The sequence below is a fragment of the Halomonas sp. H33-56 genome (assembly GCF_040147035.1).
Taxonomy (GTDB): domain Bacteria; phylum Pseudomonadota; class Gammaproteobacteria; order Pseudomonadales; family Halomonadaceae; genus Halomonas; species Halomonas litopenaei.
In genome coordinates, this window is the sequence record NZ_JAMSHP010000001.1 from 1,892,984 (window position 1) to 1,910,408 (window position 17,425).

General features: G+C 64.2%; 2 protein-coding genes. One reads left to right on the forward strand and one right to left on the reverse strand.

Features of this window, described 5'->3' with window-relative positions; translation table 11 throughout:
• Nucleotides 1-597 precede the first annotated feature (597 nt).
• The gene (locus NFH98_RS08270) at nt 598-15,336 is read left to right on the forward strand and encodes a carbohydrate-binding protein (RefSeq protein ID WP_349622496.1); all 14,739 of its coding nucleotides are present in this window, start codon (nt 598-600) and stop codon (nt 15,334-15,336) included.
• A gap of 677 nt (nt 15,337-16,013) precedes the next feature.
• Here the strand turns inward: NFH98_RS08270 and NFH98_RS08275 are convergent.
• A complete protein-coding gene (locus NFH98_RS08275) occupies nt 16,014-17,384 on the reverse strand; it encodes an HlyD family type I secretion periplasmic adaptor subunit (protein WP_108132759.1) in 1,371 nt (456 codons plus the stop codon).
• Nucleotides 17,385-17,425 lie beyond the last annotated feature (41 nt).

Sequence of the window (17,425 nt, forward strand, 5' to 3'; positions counted from 1 at the left end):
CTACTTTGCAGGGGCTTTTGCCTAGTTATTCTTTGGATTTTATTCCCCAGTTATCTGCGGGCTGTATCTCTGATTTTTTAATAGTGGAAATCTGAATATATATCCGATGTTGGCATAATAAAAGTCTCATGTTGGAGTGTTGTTACGCTGGACTTCAAGGTGCCTTGTTTTTGGTTTTGGGGTGGTGGGTATACTGCATGCAGATAGGTTAGAAATTTAATAAAACAATAAAAAACAACAAGATATAGCACCGTTGATGAGGGTTTTTCTACCGTTTATTTCGCATGGTTAGCGCTGTCAAAAAAATCTTGATGTACCTCCGTCGGGTTATAGAATCAGAGAGAGCCATCTCTTTCTGGCTGCCGGTTCGTTTGTTGTCTCAGCGGAAGTTGGGGATTCGTCTGGGCGGACTGTAAAGCGGCGAGAGAGATCTTCGAAGAAAGTCGATGGGTTCTTGTTGGTAGTTGGTGGCAATCACTATCCAAAATAATCGTCAGGGGGCAGGCCATGTTTTCCATGTCATTTGTGAGCCGTGGGCAAAAGTCATTTCAAAAGCGTCTGGCAGATAAGGCGGAATTTCGGACAAAAGATTTCGAGATGCATGATCTGGTGGTCGCACCGCATCCTGGCCAATGGCGGGACGCGGTCGAAGCCGTGCGGATGACCTGGAAGGATGCCGCCGGCGCACAAAGCGTCTTCGAGCGTTTCGAACGGCCCTTTGTGTTTGACCATCTGCCGACGCCGCAACCGGGCAAGCTGGCCATGGTGATCGATGCCCTCGATGGGCAAGGGCAGGCTCTGGGCGGACTTCGTGCCGCCTTCGATGTGCTTATCGAGGACGCCGAGGCTGCCAGTGACGAAGAAGTCGCAGGCCCGAGTGGCCAGGTGGAAGCGGGGCAGGACGGTGAAGGTCTGGAAGCATCGGAACAAGCGTCTGGTGATCAGGGTATCCCGGCAGATGCAGCGCCGGCGTCGGCACCAGGCGCGCCTGCTGCGTCCGATAGCACAGCGCCTTTGGCAACCCCAGCATCAAGCTCGGCAGCAACCCCAGCAGCGCTTTCTACCACCCCAGCCGCAGCGCTTTCAGCCACCCCTTCAGCCACCCCCTCAATAGTGGCCGCGGCCGCACCGATCGGCTTTTCGCTGCGTATCCAGGCCGAGGACGATGACGCCAGCGACGGCGCCTCGGCCAGTATTGCCGGCGATACCGGAATCGCCGTGGTCAGTGATCCGGCTAACCCTGACGCCGCCGACGCCGAGGGCAACGCCTACGTGGACTACGGCAACGGCGTGGCCGGTGGCGAGAGCCTGACCTTCACCTTCGAGGCGCCGGAGGCCGGTGAATACGACCTGGTGCTGCGCTACGCCATGGGCGACGGCAACCGTCCACTGCGACTGGACGTCAATGGCGAGCTGTTCGACCGCATGTTCGACCTGCCCGCCACCGGCGATGATTTCACCAACTTCGAGCTGACCCAGCCGGTACGGGTGACCCTGGCCCAGGGCACCAACACCATTACGCTGACCTCCAACGGGGCCAGCGGGCCTAACATCGACTATCTGGAAATCACCGCCCCGGACCCCGATCGCTACGTGGTGCAAGGCGAGGACATGCTGCTGTCGCCCGCCGAGGACGTGAACGACAGCGGCACCAACCGGGTGGCGACGCTCGACAGCATCGCTGACTTCACCAACGGCAACGAGACCTTCCGGGTCGGCGCCGAAGGCGCAGGCTACCTGGACTGGGCGTTCGACAATGCCAATGCCACCGCTGACTTCACCCTGGACGTGGCCACCGCCGGCACCTACACGGTAAGCGTCACCTACGCTACCTCCAGCCCCCGTCCGCTGGACCTGATACTGGTGGACGGCGCGACCACCACCACCCTGGGCACCTTTGCCTTCGCGACAACCACGGCGCCGGACTACTACCCCGACGATGTCGAGTCCGATCTCGACGCTGCCAACCGGCCCAATCAGAGCAGCCAGTGGGAAGGCTGGACCGTCGAGACCCTGGAGGTCGACCTGGCTGCCGGTTCCAATACCCTGCGTCTGGTCGGCGGCTATACCAATGGCCCCAATATCGACAAGATCGAGCTGGCCCTGGTCAGCGCTGCGGTCACCAATCCAGTGATCGACCCGCTGGTGGTGCAGGCCGAGGACGCCGAGCTCGGCGTCGACAACGGTGCCGCCACCCTGGTGCGCGACGCCGAGAACCCCGAGAGCGGCGGCTTTGTCGGGCTGCGCCCGGACTACTCCGGCACCGGCTATGTGGACTTCGGCAGTGCACCCGGCGACAGCCTGACGTTCACCGTCAACGTGGCCGAGGCGGGTGACTACGACCTGAACTTCCGCTACGCCAGCAACGGGGCGCGCCCGCTGGATCTGTCGATCAACGGGGGAGACGCCTCGACCCAGGCCTTTGCCAGCACCGACCCCAACGCCGGCAATGTCGATCCCGAGGGATTCGATGTCTGGGGTTACCAGACCCTGACGGCGAGCCTGCAGGCCGGCGACAACACCATCACCCTGGCGATCCCGGCTGGCCGCAACAATGGACCCAACGTCGATCGTCTCGAGGTCACCACGGCGGGTACCGGTCCGGTCGGCGATGTCGAGGGCGACGAAGGTGACGACCTGTCGTTCAGCTCCGCTTCCGCCCTGATCAATGCCGACGCCGCTGCCTCGGCGGGTTTCAACGTGACGGGGCTGGATGATGACATCGTCTTCGTCGGCGTCAGCTTCGATGGCGGCGTCAACGTCGAGGAGGTCACCCCGGACGCCAACGGTGACTTCAGCCTCGACCTGTCCGGCCAGGCCGATGGGCCGCTGGCGGCCAGCCTGATCGCGATGGATGCCTTCGGCAACCGTGCGACTCGCGAGCTGTCATTGACGCTGGATACCACCGCCGACGAGGGTGCTGACCTGGCGCTCAGCGGCCCGGTCGATCCGGTAGCCGCGGATGACAGCGACGCTGTCACCTTCAACCTGGCGGGGCTGGACACCGACGCCGACGTCGTCGAGGTAAGCTTCGACGGCGGCACCACCCGCACCCCGGTAGGCGTCGATGGCGGCAGCGTCCAGCTGGACCTGTCCGGCCAGGACGCCGGCACCCTGGACGTCACCCTTTACGTCACCGACGCCGCCGGCAACGAAGCCAGCACCAGCACCCAGGTCACCCTGGAAGCCGACGATGCCCCGCTGACGGTGGACTTCTCGGCGGGGGCGATCTCGTCCTACGGCGGTAATCAGGACAACCCGTCCCAGGGCACCGGTGCGGCGGTGGAAGACGCCGGCGCGACGCTTGCCCTGACCGACAACGTGTGGAAGCGGGTGGCCCTGGGCGAAAGCTACCAGATCACCGCCGACACACGCCTGACGCTCGAACTCAGCGCCTCTGACACCCCGGTGTCGGAGATCATCGCGATCGGCTTTGACCTCGACGACAACCCCTTCAACGGTGGCAACAGCGCCTACCAGCTGGCCGGCACCCAGAGCCAGGGTGGTTTTGTCGACCTGCGTGGCCAGGGCGTCGATGACGACGGTGATGGCGTCGTCAGCTTTACCATCGATCTGTCGGCCCACGCTGGCACCACCATCGATTCGCTGGTGTTCGTCAACGACGACGACCTGGGCGCCAAGGGCAGCGCGCGCTTCTCCAACGTGACCCTGAGCGAGGCCACCACCGGCGACGTCAATCAGGCGCCGCAGGTGGTCGGTGGTGGCGTCGCCGACCTTGCCCTCGATGAAGGTTCCACCCTCGAGGTCGACCTGGCCTTCGAGGACCCCGACGGCGACGATCTGAGCTACCGCTTCGAGGTGGCCGACGCCGATGGTGCGCCTGTCGACGCCGCTGGTCTTGCCATCGACGGCAGCGTGCTGAGCGGCAGCCTGGATGGGCTGGAACCCGGTGATTATACCGTTACCTTGTTTGCCGATGACGGACAGATCGAGACCTCCGACAGCTTTGTGCTGACCATCGACAACGTCAACGACGCTCCGGTAGCGGAACCGGCGGCGCTGGAGCCGTTCTTCGGTGAAGTCGGCGAGGCCTTCGGTCAGGTGGCGATCGCCGACTTCGCGCCGCTGTTCTCCGACCCCGACGGTGACGACCTGACCCTGACGGTCGAAGACTTGCCGGCAGGACTCGAGGTGGTCAATGGCTTGATCCAGGGCACGCCCTCCCAGGGCGGCAATTTCAGTGTGACCCTGCGCGCCACCGATCCCGGCGGTCTGTCCGCGACCCAGGTGCTGGAGTTCCAGATCGAGGGCACCGATATCGGTGACGTCGTGACCATCGAGGCCGAGGCCTTTACCGACCTGGACGCCGACAACGTCATCGCCACCGGCAACGCCAGCGCCTCGGGCAACGAGCTCATACGGGTGACCAGCAACACGCCCGCCACCGTGGGCACCGAGCTTGCCGCCGCAGGCGTCGAGCCGGGCTGGTATCGCGTTACCCTGTACGTCTTCGACGAGACCGACGGTGAGGGTGAACTGACCCTGTCCATCGACGGCAATGCCCTCGAGGCGCGCAATCTTTCGAGCGACAGCCTGACCTCCGACGTCGTCTTGAGCGACGACTTCGGCACCCTGGTGGGCAGTGGTGGCCGGGGCAACGCCGGTCAGAGCGGCAACCGCAAGGAGATCGTGTTCGAGACCCCGGTGGAGATTACCGCCGATTCACTGCTGTCGCTGGAGCTCAGAGGCGAGGGCGGCGAGCTGATGCGCATCGACTCGCTGGACTTCCTACGCATCGAGGAGCCGGTCAACAACGCCCCGACGATTGACGGCCTCGACGACAGCGTCAGTGTCGATGAAAACACCAGTGCCGTGGCCACCCTGACACTGGACGACCTGGACGGTGACGCCCTGACGGTGACCCTCGAGGGCGCCGACGCCGCGCTGTTCAGCTTCGACGCCAATACCGGTGTGTTGAGTTTCGTCAATGCCCCGGACGCCGAGCTCGCCGCAGACGCCAACGAAGACGGCGTCTATGAGCTGACGGTCATCGTCAGCGACGGCGAAGACAGCGTGTCCCAGGCGACCCTGGTCACGGTCAACGACATCAACGAGAGTCTCTCGATCGGTGCAACCGCACTTGCCATCGACGAGAACCTGACCGAGATCGGGTCCATCGCGGTGCTCGATGAGGACGGTCAGCCGGCCACCCTGACGGCGCCGGTGTTCGCCATCACCGGTGGTGTCGACGCGCCGCTGTTCACCATCAACGCTGATACCGGAGCGCTGGCCTTCACCTCGGCGCGTGACTTCGAGCTGGCGGCGGACGCCAACGAAGACAACGTCTACGAGGTCGAGGTCAGCGTCAGCGACGGTGATCTTTCCACCACCGAGCTGGTGTCGGTCACCGTCAACGACGTCGACGAAGCGCCTTTCTCGCCCTTGAGCCTGCAGGCCGAGGACGGTGTGGTCGAGAGCTTCGATACCGACCCCAACAACACCGACACCCAGGTCCGCGACCCGGACAACCCCGAGCCGAACCAGCCCACCGGACTGCGTCCGGGCTTCAGTGGCACCGGTTACCTGGACTTCGGTGACACCCCGGGAGACAACGTCAGCTGGCAGATCGACGTGGCCCAGGCCGGCCAGTACGACATCAGCGTACGCTACGCCACCAATACCGATCGCCCGCTGGATCTGGTGATCAATGGCGGTGATCCGCTCGCCCTGGCCATGGTCAGTACCGACCCGGACGGCACCGGGCCTGAGGAAGGCTTCGACCACTGGCTGTTCGAGACCGTCACCGTGACCCTGGAGGCGGGCAGCAATACCATCGCCCTGGCGATCCCGGCAGGTGCCAATACCGGTCCCAACATCGATCGCATCGAGGTGACCGAGGGCGGCAGCGGCCCGATTGCGGAAGACGTCAGCGCTGACGAGGATGGCGATCTCGCCATCGTCGCCGACGACGATACCCTCGACGCCAGCCAGCTGGCGGCGGCGGTGTTCAATGTCTCGGGTGTCGATGACGACGTTACCACCGTCGAGGTGTCCTTCGACGGTGGCGCGACCCGCACCGAGGTGACGCCGGATGCCTCGGGCAACATTACCCTGGACCTGAGCGGCCAGCTCGACGACCAGAGCGGTGATCTCACCGTCTCGCTGTTTGTCACCGACGCCGCCGGCAACGAGGCCAGCGCCACCGAAGTGGTCAGCTTCGAGGACGACGACGTGGTGGTGGCGCCGATCACCCTGCAGGGCGAAGACGCCGACATCGTCGACGTGGGCGGTACCGCCCAGGGCGAGGTCACCCGGCCGGTGGATGCGGACAATCCCGACGACTTCGGCAATCATCGTCCCGGCGCGGTGGGTGACGCCTACCTGGACTTCGGCTCCAACCCCGGCGACCAGATCACCTTCAACGTCAACGCGGTGGAGGCCGGCAGCTACACCGCCACCGTGCGTTATGCCAATGGAGGTGATGCCCCGCGGCCGCTGGATCTGACCGTCAACGGCGATGATCAGGGCCAGCTCGGCTTCCCCAACGCCACCGGCGCGGACGCCTGGAACGAGTGGCAGACCCTGGAAGTCGAGGTAGAGCTGGTCGAGGGCGCCAACACCTTCACCCTGACCATGCCCGCGGGCGCCACCGGCGGTCCCAACATCGACCAGGTGGTGTTCGACTTCAACGAGGCCGACGTCGGCACCCCGGCGTTCAACTTCGCCATCGAGGGTGAGGCGCTGACCATCGTCGACGCCGACGGCGACACCCAGGTGCGCGACGCCGACAATCCGGAAACCAACACCGCAGCCGGCCCCGACGGTCTATGGAATGGCTTCTCCGGTAGCGGTTACCTGGACATGGGCGCCGACGCCGGTGACGCCGCCGAGTTTCAGGTGAGCGTCGATGAGGCCGGCACCTACACCCTGGAGGTGCGTTATACCAACGCCGGCACCAACGGCGCCGACCGTCCCATGGATATCCTGGTCGACGGCCAGAGCCAGGGCAGCCTGGCCTTTGCCTCCACCGGAACCGACGCGGCCGGCTGGGAGAACTGGACCACCACCACCATCGAGGTGGAGCTTGAGGCCGGCGAAAACACCATTCGTCTGGCCAATATCGGCAACGCTGGCCCCAACATCGACAGCCTGACGGTGAGTCGTGACGGGGTGGCACCGGATCGTCCGGTGGAGCCGGGCGATCGCTTCTCGGTCAAGATCAACTTCCAGCCCGAGGGCACCGCGGTGCCGGATGGCTACATCGCCGACAACGGCAAGGCCTTTGGCACCCAGTCGGTCACCGTCGACGGCCAGACCTACCAGTACGGCTGGGTCACCGAGGAGTCGATCTACGATGGCGATCCCGGCACCGAGCCACTGGACATCAGTTCGCTGACCAGCGTTGCGGTCAATGATCGCACCGATGACATCGCCGGCCTCGACCCGCGTCAGGGAACCTACGCCCACTTCGACCAGCCGGGACCCAACTATGTGCGGGCCGGCTGGGAGATCGAGCTGGAAGACGGCTTCTACGAGGTCACCATCTCCATCGGTGATACCAGTGGGCCCTACGACAGCAACAACGTGCTCAACGCCGAGGGCGAGCTGTTCAACGACCCCTTCACCCCGTTCCGCCCGGATGACTTCCCGGCCGACACCAACCCGTCCAACGACACCGACGGCGTGCGCTCTGACCTGGTCACCCGCATCGTCCAGGTCACCGACGGTCGTCTGACCCTGGATTCGATGGGGCTCAACAATGAGAACACCGAGATCCAGTACATCGAGATTCAGGCCCTGCCGGACCTGACCCCTGGGGACGATCGCGACGCCGCCGAAGACTACGCCTTCTTCACCGACGCCCGGGCGATCGCCGGGGTCGGCCAGAACGAGGTGGAGGTGGATCTCGATCCGGATGACGGTGCCATTCCCACCGGGGTCGATCCGACCTCCGACATCTTTGTCGGCATCTCGGTGGTGGACGGACGTGGTGGAGCCCTGCTCGAAAGCCTGGGCGACGGCTCGATCCGGTTGTTCGAGACCGTCACCGGTCAGGAAGTCAGCTTCAACGCCAACACCACCGGCGGCTTCGATTCGCTGACCATCTCGCCGAGCCAGACCCTCAAGCCGTTCACCAGCTACACCCTGGTGATCGACGGCTTCCAGGACCGTGGCCCCAACGACGATGCGAGCGCGCCGACCCGCGAGTTCCAGAAGTACACCAACACCTTCGTCACCGGCGCCGAGCCGGAGGTGGTCGCGCGCGACGTGGCCTTCAACGACGTGGTGGAACTCAACGGCGCCGCCGACGGTGCCTTCGGCTTCACCTCGCTGGAGATGAGCCCGGATGGCGCCTACATGTACATCGCCACCATCAGCGGTGAACTGTTGCGCTACGACGTCGACCCGATCGACGGTTCGCTGTCCAATCGCCAGGATCTGAGTCTGCCCAACGACTATTTCGACCAGCCGGGACAGAGTCAGCAGCGCGGCATCATCGGTCTGGTGGTGGACCCCACCGATCCCAATGTGCTGTGGATCACCGACAACTATCCGATCCCGCTGACCGGACGTGACAACGGTGTGCCGGACTTCAGCGGACGGATCACCAAGATCACCCTGGACGATGGACCCGGCTTCTCCGGTACCGCCGAGGCCTATATCACCGGCTTGCCGCGCTCCAACGGCGACCACGTGACCAACAGCCTCGAGTTCCGCGAGAACCCGGACTACGACCCGGACACCAACCCGGACGTGCCGAGCCATCTGCTGTATCTGATCCAGGGCTCGAACACCGCCATGGGCGAGCCGGACAGCGCCTGGGGCAACCGTCCCGAGCGTCTTCTGAACGCCGCGGTGCTGGAAATCGATCCAACCCGTGACGTGTCCAACGGGCCCTTCGACGTCAGTACCGAACCGCTGCCCGACGATGGCCTGAACCGGCGCTTCGATGACCCCGACGGTCATCCCAAGGATGATCCCATCCCCATGGGCAACGGCGAGTTCCTGGTGTTCGACGATCGCGGCGTAGCCACGGTCCAGGACGCCAGCGGCAACGTGCTGGAGGCCTACTACGACCCCTACGCCCCCGACGCGGTGTTGACGATCTTCGCCACCGGGGCGCGTAACGCCTACGACCTGGTGTGGCACTCCAACGGCTTCCTCTACGTGCCGACCAACGGCTCGGCGGCCGGTGGCAACGTGCCGGACGATCCCTCCACGCCGGAGAACGAGCGCTACACCAATGTCGAGAAGCAGGATGACTACCTGTTCCGTATCGAAGAGGGCGGCTACTACGGCCACCCGAACCCGCTGCGTGACGAGTACATCCTCAACGGCGGCAATCCCACCGGTGCCAACGACCCCAACCAGGTCGACAAGTACCCGACGGGCACCATTCCCGAGGGCACCTACGACATCGCCGGGGTCTATTCGCTGGGCGAGAACCGCTCACCCAACGGCGCGGTGGAATACACCAGCGGTGTGTTCGGCGGCAACCTCCAGGGCAACGTGCTGTTCACCGAGTACTCCGGCGGTGACGACGTGCGCTCCATTACCCTGGACGCCAACGGCAACGTCATCGGTGACGATGTGCTGCGTGATCCCGACGGCAACGTCATCACCTACGTCGACCCGCTGGACATCATCGAGAACCCGGCTACCGGCCAGCTCTACCTGCTGACCCTCAACCGCGGCAACGGCCAGAGCCAGATCATTCGTCTCGACCCGGCCCCGGGTGGCACCACCGGTCCCGTCGATCCGGATCCCGATCCCGACCCCGTCGATGATCTGGTCATGGTGCTGGCCATCCAGGCCGAGGACATGACCCCGGATGACGGCACCTCGGTGGTCGTGGCCTCCGGTGCTGGCGCCGAGATCGAGATCCGCGACATCAACAACCCCGAGCCGAACCAGGCAGATCTGCCCAACGGCCTGCGCCCCGGCGCCTTCGGGGTCGATGGCAATGACGTCGACGATGACGGTGTGCCCGGCGGTTACGCCGACTTCGGTAGCACCAATGAGGACTTCATCACCTTCAGCTTCGAGCTGGACCCCGACCAGGCCGGCGACTCGGTGCTCAGGGTGCGCTACGCCAACGGCGGCAATGCCGATCGTCCTCTGGAGGTGTTCGTCAACAACGTCTCGGTGGGCGTCGTATCCTTCCCGCCGCCCCAGGACCCGGCACTTGATGACGCAGACTCGCGCTGGGCCGAGTGGCTGACGGTGGATATCGATGCCGATCTGGCAGCCGGTCTCAACACGGTGCGCTTCCAGGCCACCGACAACACCGGGCCCAACATCGACCAGCTGGCGATCCTCCAGGAAGAAGGGGATGCAACGCCCGGCTTCACCCTCTACGAGGCCGAGGACGCCGCGCTCGGCGGGGCGGTAGTAGTCCCCGAGAGCCAGGACGACCGTAACGCCTCCGGTGACGGCTTCGTCGACTTTGCCGGTGCCGGGGACCAGACCATCACCTGGACGGTGAACGTGGACGAGGCGGGCAGCTACGAGATCGGCTTCCGCTACGCGCTGGCCGCGAGCAAGGCCGACCGTCCGCTGGGTCTGACCATCAACGGCAATGACCTGGGCCAGCTCAATTTCGTCGGCCAGAGCAACGACGACGAGACCGACTGGTTCTTCCAGGACGTGCTGGTCAACCTGGAAGCCGGCAGCAACACCATCGTGCTGACCGCGCCGAATGCAGTGGGCCCCAATATCGACCTGCTGCGGGTGCCGGACGACAGTGGTGACATCTTCATCCCGGTCTACGCCGATGTCTCCGATGGTGGCCGCATCGAGCTCGAGGATGGCAACAGTGCGCGTACCGTCAATGAGCTGACCGCCGACTTCTACTTCACGGTGGACAGCGACGGTCTCTATCGTCTGGACCTGGCGGCCAACGCCGGTGCCGATGACGGTGGCTCGCTGGCGCTGACCCTCAATGGGCAGACCATCGATAGCCTGGCCTATCCCGGGGTGGGTGACGCCGGCGAGCAGGGCATCTACGTCGAGCTTCAGGCCGGCGTCGAGTACAACCTGCGCGCGGTATCCAGCGCCGATGGTGCCGATGACCTCGACTACCTCGACGTGTCGCCGCTGACCGGTAACGACAACGCCGATATCGAGGTGCAGAGCGGCGATGCTGCCTACTTCGCCAACCGCCTGCACTTCAGCTACCTGGAGAACAACAGCGCCTCGAACGATGATCGCGAGTTCAAGGACAGCGCCACGGTGACGATCTCCAATAGCGGCAGCGAGCCGCTGGAGATTCTCGAGTCCGATATCGACGGGCCCTTCGTGCTGGCCGATCCGGGCGCGTTCGACGGCCTGACCCTCGCTGCCGGTGAGTCGCTCACGGTCACGGTGCTGTTCGACCGGGACGCCTATACGGCGCCGACCACCGACGCCGGGGATGGCGTGTTCGAGGGTCGCATTCGACTGGTGACCAATGACCAGGACTCGCCGGTGGCCGAGATCCACATGGCCGGCTTCTGGCAGGCTCGTGACGAGGGTGGCTGGGAACCCAACGTCAACGAGGTCTGGGAGGTGTTCGGCTTCGGCAACCAGATCGATGGTCTGGCGACCACTGGTGGCGGCCAGAACTCGGTGCTCAACGACTTCGACCTGTATCGGCCGGTCAACGACGACGAGGTGCTGTCGCGCTACTGGTCGCTGGCCGACGGCGTAAGCGAGGCCAAGATCACCCAGATCGCCGCCTACCACGGTGGTGGCGGGGCGACGCTGGGTATCCATGCGCCGGGCAACAAGAACCAGGACATCATCTTTACCAACCACCAGGGAGACAACAACCAGACGCTGTTGCCGCTGGTCAACAACGGTGACTTTGCCACCGCGACGTTCAGCCGGGATACCATCCCCGATGGCTGGGCCGGCGAAGAGGTCTTCGGCATCGAGATGGCCGGCCTTTCCACCGATCCGTCGCTCAACCCCCAGGGTGGAGGCACGCCGCCGGCGGACGCCGACGGCATCGAGCGGGGCTACACGGTGCGCATGTTCCGGGCGCTGGACGCCGACGGCAACGTGATCCCCAATACCTACCTGGGGATCATGGACTACACCGGCATCAACTATGACTACAACGACAACATGTTCGTGATCGAAGGGGTCAAGCCGGTGTCCGGTGGCTCGCTGACCGTGACCAACAACGACGGCGTGCCTTCCGACGAGCGCCTGGTGATGTCGCGCATCGAGAACCCGGTCAATGATGCCCAGGAGGTCCACGACGAGGTCACCATCACCCTGTCCAACGACGGCTTCGATGCCCTGACCATCGACGACGTCGAGGTCAGCGATACCTCGCTGTTCGAGCTGACCGAGGCGTTCAGTGCGGTGACCCTGGCGCCGGGCGAGTCGGTGGAGGTGACGGTGCGCTTTATCGCCGATGACCCCAACGACGGTTCGCTCTACGAGGCCAGCCTGATCATCAGCTCAAGCGACGCCGACGAGGCCGAGAAGGTGATCGAACTGGCCGGCATCAGCCAGAACCAGTCCGAGAGCGGCCAGGAGCCGACGGTGCAGGAGATCGTCAACGCCTTCGGCTACTCCACCGACGTGGCCCAGGGACAGATGAACCAGGGCGGCCTGGTGGAGGCCAACGGCGACGAGGTTCTGGCGCCGTACTTCCAGCGCGCCGACGGGGCCTCGCCGATCACCATCACCCAGCTGGCGGCCTACCATGGCCAGGGTGACATCGCCCGGCTGTTCATCCACGACGTCGACAGCCGCGACATCGACGAGATCATCGCCCATGACGAGGCCGACGGTCAGACCCTGTTGCCGCGTACCCTGAACGATGGCGACAACCTGGCGGTGGCGACCCTGGATCGTGACGATCCCTTCGGCTTCTATGCCGAGATCTCCGATCGTCCGGGATACATCTCCTGGTCCGATCCCGATGCCAACCTCTACGAGGACACCATCGATGCCATCGGTATCCCGGGGGCCAACCTCAACTGGGACGAGAACGACGGTCACCTGATCCGGGTGTACGTGGCCAAGGACGCCGACGGCAACGTGATCCCGAACACCTATATCGTCATCCAGGACTACGCGGGGGTGAACTACGACTACAACGACAATATCTTCCTTGTCGAGAACGTCACCACCTATGATCCGACCGGCGCCGAGGACGCCGACGGCAACGGCCGCGTGGACCTCTACGACGACGATGACGGCGACGGTACCCCGAACTTCCTCGACGACCCGACGCCGGTGGAACAGACCGCCTTCAATGACGACCAGAGCGCCTGGGCCGTCGGAGCGGACGGCCTGACCCTGGAGGCGAGGTTCTTCGACAACGGGGGTCAGGGAGTGGCCTACAACGACACCACCGACGCGCACCAGGGCGATGGCTTCCGCTCCGACGAGGCGGTGGACATCTCCAACGGTAGCCTGGCCATCGGCTATGTGGCCGACGGCGAGTGGCTGGAGTACACCCTGAACGTGGAGACGGCAGGCACCTATACGCTGAACTTCTCCACCTCGGCGGTCTCAGGTGGCAAGTCGATCACCGCGGCCTTCGAGCAGGATGGCAACTTCTACACCGATGCCCAGACGCAGGCCTTGCCCAACACCGGCAGCTTCACCAGCTTCACCGAGGTGGGTCCCCTGACCTTCGATCTGGAAGAGGGTGAGCAGGTGCTCAGGCTGACGTTCAACGGCGGTCAGCTCGATCTGGCATCGTTCAGCCTGGATCTGGTGGAGCCGGTGGACGACGGTCAGGACCCGTTCAACGACACCCAGACCCCGTGGCTGGTGGACGCCGACGGTCTGACCCTGGAGGCGCGGTTGTTCGATAGCGGCGGTCAGGGGGTGTCGTACAACGACTCCACCGCGGCGCATCAGGGCAACGGCTTCCGCTCGGACGAGGCGGTGGACATCTCCACGCCGTCACTGGCCATCGGCTACATCACCGAAGGCGAGTGGGTCGAGTACACCATCAACGTGGCCGAGGACGGGCTCTATGATCTTGGTTTCCTGACCTCGATGGACACCAATTTCCCCGGGCCGCGCACCATCACCGCAAGCTTTGCCAAGGGCGGCGACAGCCCCTACGTGAGCGCCTCGCCGGTGGCGGTGAACGACACCGGTAGCTGGAGCAACTTCGTGCCGACCGAGACCACCCAGGTGGCGCTGGAGGCGGGCGAACAGGTGGTACGCCTGACCTTCAACGGCGGCTCCATGGATCTGGCGAGCTTTACCCTGGCGCCGGTGGGAGCGGTGGACGATGGCCAGCAGGCGTTCACCGACGATGGCCAGCCCTGGCAGGTGGGCAGCGAGTTCAGCCTCGATGCGGTGAACTATGACGAGGGCGGACAGGACGTCGCCTACAACGACACCAGCGAGGCGCAGCTCGGCAGCAACGTGCGCGGCGAGGGGGTGGATCTGTCCAACGGCGGCAGCGCCATCGGCTGGATCGAGGATGGCGAATGGGTGGAGTACACCCTGAATATCGAGCAGGCGGGGACCTATGACATGGCCTTCCTGGCCTCGCTGGGTACCACCGGTGGTGGGCAGCGCTCGATTACCGCCAGCTTCACCAAGGACGACGGCACGCCCTACGCCACCGCCACGCCGGTGGGGGTCGAGCCCACCGGTGGCTGGACCAACTATGTCGAGACCGAAAGCACCCAGGTGACGCTGGAGGCCGGCGAGCAGGTGCTGCGCCTGACCTTCAACGGCGGGTCCATGGACCTTGAGGGCTTCTCGCTGTCACGGGACGGCCAGCAGGCGTTCAACGCCGGTGGTACCCCCTGGCTGGTGGACGCCGACGATGGCCTTGCGCTGGATGCGGTGCAGTTCGACGAGGGCGAGCAGGGCGAGGCCTTCAACGAGCTGAGTGCGGCGCAGTTCGGCAGCGACTTCCGCGATACTCCGGTGGATATCGTCGGCCAGGGTGAGGCCGTGGGCTGGATCGAGGATGGCGAGTGGCTCGAGTACACCATCAACGTCGAGCAGGCCGGTAGCCACACCCTGTCCTTCGTCACTTCTGGCCCCAATGGCGGACGCAGTATCACCGCCTCGGTGGAGCAGAACGGCAGTGTCTACGAGCAGGGCAGCGTCGACACGCCGGTGACCAGCGACTGGGGCGTGTTCGTCGATACGGCGTCGATGACCCTGGATCTGGAGGCAGGCGTGCAGGTGCTGCGACTGACCTTCAACGGCGGTTCCCAGGACATCGCGTCCTTCGAACTGACCCGTGATCCGGACGCGGCGGCGGCCAACGCGGCCAGCGCCAGTCTGCTGCTGGCGGACGATCCGCTCGCCAGCCAGGCCGACGATGGTATCGACAGTCAGCCGATGAGCGACGATGTCGGGGTCCAGGGCGTTCAGCAGGACGACGCCGGCTTCTGAGGCTGAGGCTTGGAGAACAAGCCAAGGCTGAACAGAAAAACGAGGGAGGAAGCCATGTCAGGCCCCGGCAACGGGGTCTGACGACAAGAAAAATGGAGGAGGGAGGATGGCCGGGGGGCCACCCTCTGCTCCAGAAAGATGCAGCAGAGTCGCTGTCATGGAGTCCCGTGCCGGCAGGGAGCTGGCCCTGCGCGGACCGTCCCCCCCCTGAACCTTGGTCCGCGCAGTTCTTTTTCTTGCCATCATCGAGCCGAGTGGTCCAACTCGGTCCTCGTCATTTTGTTCTGCTTGATCCCAGTACTTGATCCTACTGCTTGATCCCTCTGGGGGGGGGCCTTCCTGGAACTGGCAGTCTGCGCGTGCGCATGGCGCCATCGAACCAGCGGTTTGGTGATTGCTCTTTCGTCATTCCTCGCGCATTGCCCTAGCGAGCATGTCGCCATTGAATCAGTGGTTTGGTGATTGCTCTTTCGTCATTCCTCGCGCATTGCTCTAGTGAGCATATCGCCATTGAATCAGTGGTTTGGTGATTGCTCTTTCGTCATTCCTCACGCATTGCTCTAGCGAGCATGTCGCCATTGAATCAGTGGTTTGGTGATTGCTCTTTCGTCATTCCTCACGCATTGCCCGGGCTAGCATGTCGCCATTGAATCAGTGGTTTGGTGATTGGTCTTTCGTCATTCCTCGCGCATTGCCCTAGCGAGCATGTCGTTGATCGGTTTGGTGATATAGCTGGCGAAGCTTCTCTCCCCGGTGAGGATCATCACCTCTGCCGGCATGCCTGCGACAAGACGCATGTTGTCGGTCAGCTGCGATTTGCCCAGGTCGGTCACGCCGACGCGGACCTTGTAGTAGCGCTGGCGGGTGGCCTCGTCCTCGAAGCTGTCGGCGCTGACGCGGACCACCTCGCCGTCGATGACATTGGACAGGCGCTGGTTGAAGGCGCTGAAGCGGATTTCCGCCGACTGGCCGGGGTAGAGGTGATCCACATCGTGGTTGGGGACGCGGGCCTCGATCACGAAACCGTCGCCGGCCGGGACCAGGTCCAGCAGCGGGTCGCCACCACGTACCACGGCGCCCAGGGTATGTACCTGCAGGTCCACCACGGTACCCGCCACAGGGGCCGTGATTCGCGTGCGCGCGAGGGTGTCATTGAGGGCGACCAGGCGCTCTTCGGCGTCGGCGACCTCGGCCTGGACCTGACGTAGCGCTTCGCCCACCTGCTGTTGAAATTCCTGCAGGCGAATCTGCTTGTTCAGGGTGTTTTCACTGATATGGGCGCGCAGTCGGGCGATCTCCGAGGCGTGTCCCGCGTTGTCACTCTGGTACTCCAGGCTCTCGCGTTCCAGCTCACGCAGACGCTGGCTGCTGATCATGCCGTCACGAAACAGCTTGAGGTGGTTGGCGACCTCACCCTCCAGCGAGTCGATGCGTTGCTGGGTGATCGAACGGGTTTGCCCCAGGCCGGTGATCTGCTCTTCCAGTTGAAGAATCTGCTGGTCCAGGGCGGCCAGCGTATCGTCCAGCGATTGCCGGCGTACCTCGAACAGGCGCCGCTGCACGCCCAGCACCTCCTGAACCCGCGAATTGCTGGACGCGATCAGTTCCTGTGGAAAGACCAGGCTGTCGCTGTCGGCCTGTTCCGCCAGCAGTCTCACCTCACTGGCCCGAGTGATCAGGTACTCGGTCTCGGCGATGCGCTGTTGCGCCAGCGCCTGGGTGTCGTCCAGCACGATCAGTGGGTCGCCGGCTTCCACGTGATCACCGTCCTCGACCAGCACGTCGGCGACGATGCCGCCTTCCAGGTGCTGGATCGTCTTGGTGAAGCTTTCCACCGAGACCGAACCGGGGGCGACCACCGACACCGCCAGGTGAGCGGTGACCGACCAGACCCCGAAGCCGCCGAAGGCCACCAGCAGGATGGCAAGGCCCCAGCGTCGATAGGGCCGAAGGTCCACCGGTACTTGATTCTCAGGACCGGCGGTGGCCGAGCTCGAGTCGATGGCGGCGGTCTCGACGGGCACCGAAGTAGAGACTTGAGCGCTCATCGTGGTGTCCTCGAGCTGTTGGATGAAGGGGGATCCGTTGG

Bases quoted from the DNA above. Each gene is read 5' to 3' on its own strand.
- NFH98_RS08275 (WP_108132759.1), bottom strand. From the start codon at position 17,384: ATGAGCGCTCAAGTCTCTACTTCGGTGCCCGTCGAGACCGCCGCCATC.
- NFH98_RS08270 (WP_349622496.1), top strand. From the start codon at position 598: ATGCATGATCTGGTGGTCGCACCGCATCCTGGCCAATGGCGGGACGCG.